Source organism: Streptococcus sp. 32226D021BW (assembly GCF_053545015.1).
Genome location: NZ_JBPPVC010000022.1, coordinates 1 through 13204, shown reverse-complemented (window position 1 = coordinate 13204; position 13204 = coordinate 1). Strand labels below are relative to the sequence as shown.

Sequence of the window (13204 nt, the reverse complement as noted above, 5' to 3'; positions counted from 1 at the left end):
AGGACTTAGTCCTGTCCAATACAGAACTAAATCCTTTCAATAATTATTTGTCCAACTTTTGGGGGTCAGTACATAGTCGAAACTAGGCTTTTTTTTTGGTATACTAGATGTAGTTTATGAGTAAGGAGCCACTCCCATGATTCAACCTATTATGAAAGATATTTTCTTCCTGCAACAAAAGTCTGAGCCTGCGACTCCGCTAGACGTGCAGGTCGGTCAGGATTTGCAGGATACTTTGTCAGCCAACGCTCACTCCTGCGTGGGCATGGCGGCCAATATGATTGGCGTCAAAAAGCGGATTATCATCGTGAACATGGGTTTCACCAACCTGGTCATGTACAATCCCGTCCTCATCAGCAAGGCCAAGCCTTATCAGACCGAGGAGGGCTGTCTATCGCTCGAAGGTACCCGTCCGACCACTCGCTATCAGGAGATTGAAGTGGAGTTTTTTGATGCTTCATGGAAAAAGACCAGCCTAAAGCTGACAGACTTCCAAGCCCAGATTGTTCAGCATGAACTGGATCATTTGGAAGGGATTATCATCTAAATCTACCGTCAGGTAGATTTTTTTATAGTCATTTGAATTAACTTTGATACATCGTCACTTTCGCCTTGCCATACTTTAGTATAGCCTGCGCCTCAGTTCCTTGTCTGAAAGCTAATTCATTCGACTATAAAAAAGTCAAAAAAGGTCAAACAAAACTATTGACTTTTACTGACCAATGGTGTAAAATAAGATTCGTAAGGTAAAGGGCCTTACGAATTCTTTGAACAAAAGGTCAGCTTAGGTCAAACGAGAACGGTTTGACTTACTCTTGAAACTATTGGTCAGTAAAAGACAAACTTCTGAGGAGGTTGGGATGAAAGAAAGGATTATACCCTATTAGCGTCATTTAGTTTATCTTTTATTACTGCGGCGAATGAGGAAACTTCGTTTCCTTATCTCCAACTTCAAATAATCTCATCATTATTTGAACTCGCTTTGCCGTACCTTACGGATGTTACTTACTATGGTAAGTGCGATTTCCAAGCTTTAATAGTCCGCTGGACTATTGAAGCTACCTGCAGCTTTTGATGCGAACTTTGTTCGCTCTATTTCCCAGCTCCAAAGGTTCCCCAAACCTTTAGAGCTAGTACTAAAAGCAAACTAAAAGACTATATCAATTTTTTTAAAACAAAGGTCAGTAAAAGTAAAAAAATAAAACTTAAACGAGGTAAAAACTATGAACAACAATTTCAATAACTTTAACAATATGGACGATATTTTCAATCAACTCATGGGCAACATGGGAGGTTACAGCACAGAACGTCGCCGTTATTCTATCAATGGGCGTGAAGTGACACCGGAGGAATTTGCCATTTACCGTCAGACTGGTCGCCTGCCGCAGACAGAAGAAGTGGCTCAAACTCAGGCTAAAGGTCAGATAAAGTCAGACGGAATTCTGGCAAAACTGGGCCGCAATTTGACCCAAGATGCGCGTGAAGGCAAGTTGGATCCAGTCATTGGACGAAACAAGGAAATTCAAGAAACATCTGAAATTCTGGCTCGCCGTACCAAGAACAATCCTGTTTTGGTCGGTGATGCGGGTGTTGGTAAAACTGCGGTAGTGGAAGGTTTGGCTCAAGCCATTGTCAATGGTGATGTACCAGCAGCCATTAAGAACAAGGAAATCATCTCCATCGACATTTCAGGCTTGGAAGCTGGGACTCAGTATCGTGGAGCTTTTGAGGAAAATGTGCAAAATCTTGTGGATGAAGTCAAAAAAGCTGGAAATATCATTCTCTTCTTTGATGAAATTCATCAGATTTTGGGAGCTGGTAGCACTGGCGGAGACTCAGGTTCCAAGGGTTTAGCGGATATTCTCAAACCAGCTTTATCCCGTGGAGAGTTAACTGTTATCGGTGCCACTACACAGGACGAATACCGCAATACCATTCACAAGAACGCCGCTCTGGCTCGTCGTTTCAATGAAGTCAAGGTTCATGCTCCGTCCGCAGAAGACACCTACCAGATTTTGAAAGGGATTAAGCCGCTTTATGAAGCCCACCACAATATTGAATTGCCAGATGAGGTCTTGAGAGCTGCGGTTGATTATTCCGTCCAATATATTCCACAACGTAGCTTGCCTGATAAGGCTATTGATCTGGTCGATGTGACCGCTGCTCACTTGGCTGCACAACATCCTGTGACAGATATTCAGACCTTAGAAGCAGAAATGGCTGAGGCAAAACAGTTGCAGTTGGAAGCAGCTGAGAAAGAGGATTATGAAAAAGCCTTGAATGAAAAGGTCCGTATTGATAAGCTACAAAAACAGATTGAAAATCATACGGAGCAACAGAAAGTAGTGGCGACCGTCAATGATGTGGCTCAGTCAGTTGAGCGCATGACAGGAATTCCAGTTTCACAAATGGGAGCTTCTGACATTGAACGACTCAAGGAATTGAAAAATCGTCTGGCAGCCAAGGTTATCGGTCAAGATGATGCGGTGGAGGCTGTATCCCGTGCCATTCGCCGCAATCGTGCAGGCTTTGATGACGGTAACCGTCCAATCGGCTCCTTCCTCTTTGTCGGTCCAACTGGTGTCGGTAAGACCGAGTTGGCTAAGCAACTGGCTCTAGACTTATTTGGTAACAAGGATGCCATTATTCGTTTGGACATGTCTGAATACAGCGATAGGACAGCCGTTTCCAAGCTGATTGGGACCACGGCAGGTTATGTGGGCTACGACGACAATTCCCATACTCTTACCGAGCGTGTCCGCCGCAATCCTTACTCCATTGTCCTCTTGGATGAGATTGAAAAAGCTGATCCACAAGTTATTACCCTTCTCTTGCAAGTGCTAGATGATGGTCATTTGACAGATGGACAGGGCAACCAAGTCAACTTCAAAAATACCCTTGTCATCGCGACTTCAAATGCTGGTTTTGGCTATGGTTCGGAAAATGGTGAAGAGAATCAAGACATCATGGACCGCATCGCACCGTTCTTCCGTCCGGAATTCCTTAATCGTTTCAACGCAGTTATAGAATTTAAACAACTGGACAAGGAAGATCTAAAAGCTATTGTTGACTTGATGTTAGCACAGGTTAATCAAACCCTAGCTAAAAAAGGGATTACCCTTGAAGTGACTGATGCAGCAAAAGAGTTGTTGATGGAAGAAGGCTATGATAAGGCTATGGGAGCTCGCCCACTCCGTCGGGTCATCGAAAGCCAAATTCGTGACAAGGTGACAGATTACTATCTGGAAAATCTAGATGTGACAAACTTGCTGGCTGATGTAGCTGAAAATGAGATTCAAATCAGCGAGCAAACCTTTTCATAAAATTATAAGATAATGTAGAAAGTCTGGGAAGAAATTCTCGGATTTTCTTTTTTATTCTCGCTTACAAGTACCCTAGAAATCCTATATTGACAGCTTTCGAGCAGTTTTACGGAAAAGTTTTTAAAAATCTTGTATAATTCCTTGACAAGTGCAAACGTTTGCGTTAAACTATCATTGTACTTGAAAGAAAGGAAAACGTTTTATGGCGAATCGTACCAGTGGAATTTTAATGCATATTACCTCACTTCCAGGTAAGTTTGGTATCGGTACTTTTGGAAAGCCTGCCTATGATTTTGTTGATTTCTTGGTTGAAACCAAGCAGACCTACTGGCAGCTTCTTCCTCTCACAACGACCAGTTATGGGGATTCTCCCTACCAATCATTTTCAGCCATCGCTGGAAATACCCACCTAATTGATTTTGATTTATTGGCAGAAGAAGATTTATTGGCCAACTTTGATTACCAAGATGTGAACTTTGGGGACAATCCAGAAAAAGTGGACTACGCTTTGATTTACGAAGCACGTCGTCCAATCTTGGAAAGAGCTGTTAAAAATTTCTTGACTGATGACAAGCGTAAAGTAGCCTTTCAAGAGTTTGAAAAAGCTAATTCATCATGGCTAAATGACTATGCAGAGTTCATGGCAATTAAAGAACATTTTGGCAACAAGGCCCTACAAGAATGGGATGACAAGAAAGTGGTTGCTCGAAATGAAGAAGCCTTGGCCAAGTATCGTTTAGAGTTAGCAGATCAAATCGACTACTTCAAAGTTACTCAATACTTCTTCTTTAGCCAGTGGAAGCAGTTGAAGGACTACGCTAACAAGAACCACATCAAGATTATTGGAGATATGCCCATTTACGTATCGGCAGATAGTGTGGAAGTTTGGACCAAGCCACAGCTCTTCAAGCTTGATAGCGAACGCAAGCCACTTTATGTGGCAGGCGTACCAGCAGATAACTTCTCTGCGGACGGTCAGCTCTGGGGTAACCCACTTTATGATTGGGAGCAACATGAAAAGACTGGCTACAACTGGTGGATTTACCGTATTCACGAGAGCTTCAAGATCTACGATGTCTTGAGAATTGACCACTTCAAAGGCTTTTCTGACTACTGGCAGGTAGCTGGAGATGCTAAAGTTGCCAAGGTTGGCACATGGGAGCCAGGCCCAGGCTACAATCTTTTCAAGGCAGTTAAAGAAGCCCTAGGGGACCTGCCGATTATTGCAGAGGACCTTGGAAATATCGATGCTAAGGCACGCAAGTTGCTGGCAGACTGCGGCTACCCAGGTATGAAAATCTTAGAATTTGGCTTCTTTGATGTGACAGGGCAGAGCATCGACATCCCACACCGTTGTGTGCCAAACTCAATCGCCTATACAGGTACCCATGATAATGAGGTGGTTAATGGCTGGTATAACAATCTAGAGCCTGAACAACAGGAATTTGTAGATGCCTATACCAACAGAAAACCGATTGAGCCAGTTACTCAAGCCATGCTTCGAACACTGTTTGCAACTGTTAGCGATACAGCTATTGCGACCATGCAAGATGTTCTGGACTTGGGTGAAGACAGCCGTATGAACATGCCTTCAACTGTTGGAGGCAACTGGGAATGGCGGATGAAAGCCGAAGATTTAACCCAGGACCGCATAGACTTCTTAGTCAAAATGACTACACTATATCAACGAGGAAATAAAAATCATGAATAACTTTACTACATTTGCAGAAAGCAAAGCCAATAAGAAATTAGCCGACATGACCAACGAAGAAATCTATCTTCAGTTGCTCAACTATGTCAAACTATCAGCGGCAGATATGCCAAAAAACACAGGTAAACGCAAGGTTTACTATATCTCAGCAGAGTTCCTTATTGGTAAACTCTTGTCAAACAACCTGATCAACTTGGGTGTCTACAAAGACATTCAGGCAGAATTAGCAGCAGCTGGCAAGTCCTTGGCACAGGTTGAAGACGTTGAACCAGAACCATCACTTGGTAACGGTGGACTTGGCCGTTTGGCATCTTGCTTTGTAGATTCTATGTCAACACTTGGTATCAATGGTGAGGGTGTAGGGCTTAACTACCACTGCGGTCTCTTCAAGCAAGTCTTTAAGGACAACCAACAAGATGCAGAGCCAAACTTCTGGATTGAAAATGACTCTTGGTTGATTCCAACGAATATCAGCTACGATGTACCGTTTAAAAACTTTACATTGACATCTAAATTGGACCGTTTGGATATTCTTGGTTACAAGAAAGATACTAAGAACTACCTCAACTTGTTTGATATCCAGTCTGTCAACTATGGCTTGATTGAAAATGGCATTACGTTTGACAAGACGGCTATTCAAGAAAACTTGACCCTCTTCTTGTATCCAGATGATTCAGACAAGAATGGTGAATTGCTTCGTATCTACCAACAATATTTCATGGTATCAAACGCCGCACAACTCTTGATTGATGAAGCGATTGAGCGTGGGTCAAACTTACATGACTTGGCAGACTACGCTTATGTGCAAATCAACGATACTCACCCATCAATGGTGATTCCTGAGTTGATTCGTCTTTTGACTGAAAAACATGGTATTGAATTTGCGGAAGCTGTTGCGATTGTTAAGAATATGACTGGTTACACAAACCACACTATCTTAGCGGAAGCGCTTGAAAAATGGCCACTTGAGTTCCTTGAAGAAGTAGTCCCACACCTAGTTGGTATTATTAAAGAGTTGGATGCCCTTGTCGCACAAGATGTTCCAGATGTTGCCCTTCATATCATCGATGAGTCTGGTCGTGTGCACATGGCTCACATGGATATCCACTTCTCAAACTCTGTCAACGGGGTTGCGGCTCTTCACACTGAAATCTTGAAAAACTCTGAGTTGAAAGGCTTCTACGAGCTTTACCCAGAAAAATTCAATAACAAGACAAACGGTATCACTTTCCGTCGTTGGTTGGAATTTGCTAACCAAGATCTTGCAGACTACATCAAGGAATTGATTGGCGATGAATACTTGACAGATGCGACTAAGCTTGAGAAATTGCTTGCCTTTGCAGATGACAAGGAAGTTCATGCTAAATTGGCTGAAATCAAGCACAAGAACAAATTGGCTCTCAAACGTTATTTGAAAGATAACAAGGGTATCGAATTGGATGAAAACTCTATCATCGATACACAAATCAAACGTTTCCACGAGTACAAACGCCAACAAATGAATGCCTTGTATGTCATCCACAAGTATCTTGAAATCAAGAACGGCAACTTGCCAAAACGTAAAATCACCGTTATCTTCGGTGGTAAGGCAGCTCCAGCTTACGTGATTGCCCAAGACATCATTCATTTGATCCTCTGCTTGTCTGAGTTGATCAACAATGACCCAGAAGTCAGCAAGTACCTCAACGTTCACTTGGTGGAAAACTACAACGTAACGGTTGCAGAAAAACTCATCCCTGCGACAGACATCTCTGAGCAAATCTCATTGGCTTCTAAAGAAGCATCAGGTACTGGTAACATGAAATTTATGCTCAACGGTGCGTTGACGCTTGGTACTATGGACGGTGCAAACGTTGAGATTGCAGAGTTGGCTGGCATGGACAATATCTATACATTTGGTAAAGATTCAGATACTATTATCGACTTGTACGACAAGGCTGGTTATGTTTCTGCAGACTACTACAATGGTGATGCCAACATCAAACGTGCAGTTGACTTTATCGTCAGCGACGAAGTGCTTGCACTTGGTAATGAAGAACGTCTAGGTCGCTTGCACCATGAATTGATCTCTAAAGACTGGTTCATGACCTTGATTGACTTGGCTGAGTACATTGAAGTCAAGGAGCAAGTCTTTGCAGATTACGAAGACCAAGAATCTTGGAACAAGAAAGTTGTTCACAACATCGCCAAAGCAGGATTCTTCTCATCTGACCGTACAATCGAGCAGTACAACGAAGACATCTGGCACAGCAACTAATCCAAAACAAAAGGGAGCGGGAAAGAACTCGACTGGTCAAAAAAAGAGTTCGTCTTCCCGCCCCCGCACAGTTGATTAGGTCAGATTTGGAGTGTAAAACACGAACAAATCTGCCAATCAACCACTGCGCTGAGATGTTGACACGAACTCTGAGAAGCGAGGTTGGGGATTTTTTCCCAGCCTCTTTTTTGGTATATTTAGTTTTTACCGTTTGGCCATAGATACAAAGGTGACCTTGTCTGGTCGGTAGGTAATGGTGCCGTACTGGAAGGGACGACCGTCTGCCAGATAGGTGGTGCTAGTGACGGAAACCACCATGTCGTAGCCAGCCAGGTCTAGCAGGCTTTTTTCTTCTTCTGTCGCAAAGCGGAAGGAGATTTCCCGACGGGAATGGGAGATTCCTAAGCCCAGGTCTTCTTCTAAATAGTGATAGATAGAACTTTCAGCGATTTCCTTGCTGAGATAGGGGACAATTCTGCGATCAAAGTAGGAAATCTCATACTCTAATCGCTCACCGTCGATAGTCCGAACGCGGCTGACACGGTAGAGATCCGTTTTTTCATCCACTTCCAATTCCTTCATGACTTCTGGCTGACCTTGGACAATATAGAGGTTGGTCAATTCGGTCTGGACTTGATGATGGGCAGAGCGGTTGAGTTCACTAACGGTTTTCAATTCGGACACAAATGGTTTTCTAACGAGGTTATGGTCCAAAATAATGGAATTTCTCCCTTGACGTTTTTGGATATAGCCGTCCATTTCCAATAGAGATAGGGCCTTGCGGATGGTGTCCTTGGAATAGGAATAAATCTCCATCAGTTCATTCTCTGTAGGCAACTCTTGATTGGCCTGCCAGATATTTTGTTCAATTTTTTCCTTGATGTCAGTATAGACTTTTTTGTATTTACTCATTTGGGTAACTTCCTAGCTTGCTATTTATCGCTAGTATATCATAAAAAATGCCAAAGGTCAGCATTCTAAGTCCAGACAAGCTTTTACGGAAAACAATTAAAATTATTACGTAAAAGCGTTGACAAGTGAAAACGTTTACGTTATAATAAGGCTACAAGTTGAAAAGCTTTTACGCAAGCAAATAGAAAGGAGAGATATGAATTTACTAACAGTCAATGTTCATGCCTGGCTAGAAGAGGACCAGCATGAAAAATTGGATATTTTGGCTCAGACCATTGCCCAAAAGCAATACGATGTGATCGCTCTTCAGGAAGTCAATCAGCTGATGACAAGTCCCTTGGTGACCAGGGAGTTGCGACAAGATAATTATGGCTTGGTCCTGCTTGACAAACTCAAAGAGCTGGGAGTAGCAGACTATTCCTATTTTTGGTCCAATTCCCATATTGGTTACGATAGATACGATGAAGGAATTGCCTTCTTGACTAAACTACCTATCTATGAAGTAGATGCCTTCTACTGTAGTCAGAACCAAGACCTGACATCAATCTTATCTAGAAAAATCATCGGTTTGACGGTCTTGTATGAGAAGGAATTGATTGACATTTATTCTTGTCATATCAATCTTCCTGACAGTAAAGAAGAAAATCAGTTGGAGAATATTCGCTCGATTGTGGAACGGACAAGTTCGGGACGTTTGAAAATTCTAATGGGAGATTTCAATACGGATGCCCTGTCAAATCCACAAGCCTATCAAGCAATCAAGGACTTAGGTTTATATGATAGTTATGATTTGGCTGAGAAAAAGGATAGAGGAATCACCGTTGAAAAAGCCATTGATGGGTGGGCAGGTCATAGTCAGGAAAAACGTCTGGACTATGTGTTCTTAAATCAGAAAAGACAGGTTCAATCCAGTCGTGTGATTTTCAATGGAGATAATTTTCCCATTATTTCAGACCACTTTGGTGTGGAAGTTAACATTAGTATTTAAAGGTCAACTGACCAAGAAAAAATTTAGGAGAAACACATGAAAAAATTTCTTAGTTTTGAATTTTGGCAAAAATTCGGTAAATGTTTGATGGTCGTGATCGCCGTTATGCCGGCGGCAGGTCTCATGGTTTCTATCGGAAACTCGATTCCACTAATCAGTCCTGAATCAGAATTGCTCATTCGTATTGGGAATATCATTGCCCAAATTGGTTGGGGGATTATCGGAAACCTTCACTTGCTCTTTGCCTTGGCAATCGGTGGTAGCTGGGCTAAAGAGAAAGCTGGCGGCGCATTCTCTGCTGGTCTTGCCTTCATCTTGATTAACTTGATAACAGGTCACTTCTTTGGTGTAACTACCGATATGTTGGCAGATGCGACTGCGACTGTTAGCACAGTCTTTGGGACAGAAATTCCAGTATCTGGCTACTTTGTCAATATCCTTGGTCAGCCTGCTTTGAACATGGGTGTCTTCGTTGGTATCATTGCTGGTTTTGTTGGGGCGACTGCTTACAACAAATACTACAACTATCGCAAGTTGCCAGATGTATTGACCTTCTTTAACGGCAAACGCTTCGTACCATTTGTGGTTATCTATCGCTCAGTTCTTGTAGCGCTTGGTTTGGCAATCTTCTGGCCTCTTGTACAAACTGGTATTAACAGTTTTGGTAAATGGATTGCAACATCACAAGACACAGCTCCTATTGTAGCTCCATTCGTTTATGGTACCTTGGAACGTTTGCTTCTTCCATTTGGTCTTCACCACATGTTGACCATTCCAATGAACTACACATCGCTTGGTGGTACCTATGACATCTTGACAGGTGCACAAGCAGGTACACAAGTATTTGGACAAGATCCGCTCTGGTTGGCTTGGATTACAGACTTGATCAACCTCAAAGACGCTGGCGATATGGCTCAGTACAATGACTTGCTTGCTAATGTAACTCCTGCTCGCTTTAAAGTAGGTCAAATGATTGGTTCCTCTGGTATTCTCATGGGCTTGACCCTTGCTATGTACCGCAATGTTGATGAGGATAAGAAGAAAAAATATCGTGGTATGTTCCTTTCATCTGCTGCAGCCGTCTTCTTGACAGGTGTAACAGAACCAATTGAGTTTATGTTCATGTTTGCAGCAATGCCACTCTATGTCGTTTATGCTTTTGTACAAGGTGCTGCTTTTGCTATGGCGGATATTGTCAATTTGCGTATGCACTCATTTGGTAATATCGAATTCCTTACACGTACACCGATGGCGATTAAAGCTGGTATCGGTATGGATGCTTTCAACTTTATCTGGGTAACAGCCCTCTTTGCAGTTGCAATGTACTTCATTGCCAACTTCATGATTCAAAAATTCAACCTAGCAACAGCTGGACGCAATGGTAACTATGATACAGAAACAACAGATGTGGTTTCAAACTCAAACGTAGATACTGCAGATGCTAATTCACAAGTGGTACAAATCATCAACTTGCTTGGTGGTCGTGATAATATCGCAGATGTGGATGCTTGTATGACTCGTCTACGTGTCAGCGTCAAAGATGTGGCTCAGGTTGGAGATGAAAATGCTTGGAAACAGGCTGGTGCTATGGGCTTGATTATCAAGGACTCGGGTGTTCAAGCAGTCTATGGACCAAAAGCAGATGTTCTCAAATCAGACATTCAAGACTTACTAGAATCTGGCGTAGCTATTCCTCGTACGGAAATTGTTGCAAGTGAAACAGTAGTTGAGGAAGCACAATTCAAGGGTGTGACCGAGGCAGTTTATGCTGTTGCTGAAGGTCAAGCCATTGCCATCACAGAAGTGAAAGATCCGGTCTTCTCACAAAAAATGATGGGTGACGGCTATGCAGTTGAGCCTAGCTCCGGCAATGTTTACGCACCAGTTTCAGGTATTGTCACCAGTGTCTTCCCAACCAAGCACGCTGTCGGTATTTTGTCTGACAAGGGTGTAGAAGTTTTAGTTCACGTTGGTTTAGACACAGTTGCACTAAACGGTGCTCCATTCTCAACTAAGGTAACAGATGGTCAACGTGTTGAAGCAGGGGATTTGCTCCTTGTTGCAGATCTTGAAGCTATTCGCTCAGCAGGACGTGAAACAACCATCGTTGTTGCCTTCACAAACACAGCAGAAATCAAATCTGTCAGCTTTGAAAATCTTGGACAAGTCAGTCAAGATAGCCAAGTTGCGACAGTTGAGTTGTAAGATAAAAAGACAAGTTCATGTGAGCTTGTCTTTTGCTTTTAAAAATCTTCTCAATCCTTGCCATTTATGGTATAATAAAGCGATTTTATAAAATGTAGGAGGTTCCCCATGGGACGTAAATGGGCCAATATTGTAGCCAAGAAAACCGCAAAAGACGGTGCTAACTCAAAAGTTTACGCCAAATTTGGTGTTGAAATCTATGTAGCAGCGAAAAAGGGTGACCCAGATCCAGAAACAAACTCAGCGCTGAAATTTGTTATCGACCGTGCTAAGCAAGCGCAGGTTCCAAAACACATCATTGACAAGGCCATTGACAAGGCAAAAGGAAATACAGACGAAACCTTCGTGGAAGGTCGTTACGAAGGCTTTGGACCAAATGGTTCTATGATTATCGTTGATACCTTGACATCAAACGTAAACCGTACCGCAGCCAATGTTCGCTCTGCCTTTGGTAAAAATGGCGGTAACATGGGTGCATCTGGTTCCGTATCATTCATGTTTGATAAAAAAGGTGTGGTTGTCTTTGCTGGTGATGATGCAGATGCCATCTTCGAATTGCTCCTTGAAGCAGATGTGGAAGTTGATGACGTAGAAGTAGAAGAAGGAACAATCACTGTCTATACAGCTCCAACTGATTTGCACAAGGCAATCGTGGCACTTAAAGAATCAGGAATCCAAGAGTTCAACGTCACTGAACTTGAAATGATCCCACAATCAGAAGTATCACTTGAAGGCGATGACCTCGCAACATTTGAAAAACTCTACGATGCCCTCGAAGACGACGAAGACGTCCAAAAAATCTACACGAATGTAGATGGGTTCTAATAAAATTGGCAGTCCAGTGGACTGCCAATTTTATTAGAAGGCTGGAGATTGGAACTGCCGGCAGGCAGTTTTCTTTATACCCAAAAGTCCGGGGGACAGTCATTTTTATTAGATGGTTGGAAATGAGAACTAGTAGCTGGTTTTCTTTTTATCGAGAAATCTACTAGCACTTTTTTTATACTAAAAGGTTGGAAATAGAAATCGTCGGTAGACGATCTCGTTGTACGTGGGACGTCCTAGAAGGTTGGAGATTGGAACTGCCGGCAGGCAGTTTTCTTTATACTCAAAAGACCGGGGGACAGTCATTTTTATTAAAAGGTTGGAAATGAGAGCCAGCGGCAGCTGTTTTTCTTTGTATCTAAAAGTCCAGGGGATTGGATTAAAATAGTCAGGCAAGTGACTGTTTTAACCCGAGCCAAAAATATAAAAGCGAGGCTTATTCAGTGAACGGTTGTAGCCTGAATCGAGGAATTTTTGCTAGTTTGGATAGAAGACAAGAATAGCGGAAGTGGAAGATGATTTGCTGTACTCGAATTGTTCCAGATTTTGTACGGATAAGCTTTGAACAGTGAAGTAAGTTTGTTTTTTATAGCGAATATTAAAATCATTGCTACCACCAGCATCGATAGTTGAGAAACTATGTTCGTTTAGAGTAAACTCTTCTTTTGAGAGTTTCTCGAGATTTTCTTTTGTTGCCATTAAATAGATTTTGCCAGAGAAAGGAGATTCAAGAGAGAATTCTCCTTTGGATGTCGTGATTTCGACAATTTGCTGAAAGTTCTCAATCTTAGCCAGACTTTCGTCTGTTTTTAGAGCTTTTTCTGTTTCGATGGAAGCTGCTGTTAGCTCGTTTTGCATTTCTTTATTCACTTCTGAAGTGACAGAATGACAAGCACTTAAGCAAGGTATAGTAAAATGAAACAAAAATAGTACATTTATGGTATAATGTACTTATGGCATATTCATTAGATTTTCGTAAAAAA

9 protein-coding genes are annotated in these 13204 nt (G+C 42.3%); 7 read left to right on the top strand and 2 right to left on the bottom strand.

The genetic code is table 11. The features are described from left to right. Positions 1–136 precede the first annotated feature (136 nt). The 4 genes from ACEE44_RS09990 to glgP all read left to right on the top strand — a co-directional run bounded on the left by ACEE44_RS09990 (position 137) and on the right by glgP (position 7291). Positions 137–547 (top strand): peptide deformylase, encoded by a 411-nt coding sequence (locus ACEE44_RS09990; protein WP_449172129.1) that lies wholly within the window; start codon positions 137–139, stop codon positions 545–547. Positions 548–1223: 676 nt separating this feature from the next. After that, entirely contained in the window at positions 1224–3323 is a 2100-nt protein-coding gene (locus tag ACEE44_RS09985; RefSeq protein ID WP_449172128.1) for an ATP-dependent Clp protease ATP-binding subunit, read from the top strand. Between the two features lie 202 nt (positions 3324–3525). Beyond that, positions 3526–5034 (top strand): 4-alpha-glucanotransferase, encoded by a 1509-nt coding sequence (gene malQ, locus ACEE44_RS09980; RefSeq protein ID WP_105111174.1) that lies wholly within the window; start codon positions 3526–3528, stop codon positions 5032–5034. Then, a complete protein-coding gene (glgP, locus tag ACEE44_RS09975; protein ID WP_449172127.1) occupies positions 5027–7291 on the top strand; it encodes a glycogen/starch/alpha-glucan family phosphorylase in 2265 nt (754 codons plus the stop codon). Before malQ ends, glgP begins: the two co-directional genes overlap by 8 nt. Before the next feature lie 204 nt (positions 7292–7495). Here the strand turns inward: glgP and ACEE44_RS09970 are convergent, their stop codons facing one another. Beyond that, a complete protein-coding gene (locus ACEE44_RS09970) occupies positions 7496–8203 on the bottom strand; it encodes a UTRA domain-containing protein (protein WP_105144489.1) in 708 nt (235 codons plus the stop codon). A gap of 196 nt (positions 8204–8399) precedes the next feature. Here ACEE44_RS09970 and ACEE44_RS09965 point away from each other — a divergent pair, with 196 nt between their 5' ends. The 3 genes from ACEE44_RS09965 to ACEE44_RS09955 all read left to right on the top strand — a co-directional run bounded on the left by ACEE44_RS09965 (position 8400) and on the right by ACEE44_RS09955 (position 12221). Then, positions 8400–9191 carry an endonuclease/exonuclease/phosphatase family protein gene (locus tag ACEE44_RS09965; protein WP_449172126.1) on the top strand — a complete coding sequence of 264 codons (792 nt, stop codon included), beginning with the start codon at positions 8400–8402 and terminating at the stop codon, positions 9189–9191. 36 nt (positions 9192–9227) lie between these two features. Continuing rightward, a complete protein-coding gene (locus tag ACEE44_RS09960) occupies positions 9228–11396 on the top strand; it encodes a PTS transporter subunit IIBC (RefSeq protein WP_449172125.1) in 2169 nt (722 codons plus the stop codon). A gap of 108 nt (positions 11397–11504) precedes the next feature. After that, positions 11505–12221, top strand: coding sequence for a YebC/PmpR family DNA-binding transcriptional regulator (locus ACEE44_RS09955; RefSeq protein WP_449172124.1), 717 nt, complete (start codon positions 11505–11507; stop codon positions 12219–12221). A 477-nt stretch (positions 12222–12698) separates the two neighbouring features. Here ACEE44_RS09955 and ACEE44_RS09950 read toward each other — a convergent pair whose 3' ends face one another. Then, a complete protein-coding gene (locus tag ACEE44_RS09950) occupies positions 12699–13091 on the bottom strand; it encodes a hypothetical protein (RefSeq protein WP_449172123.1) in 393 nt (130 codons plus the stop codon). Positions 13092–13204: the final 113 nt, after the last annotated feature.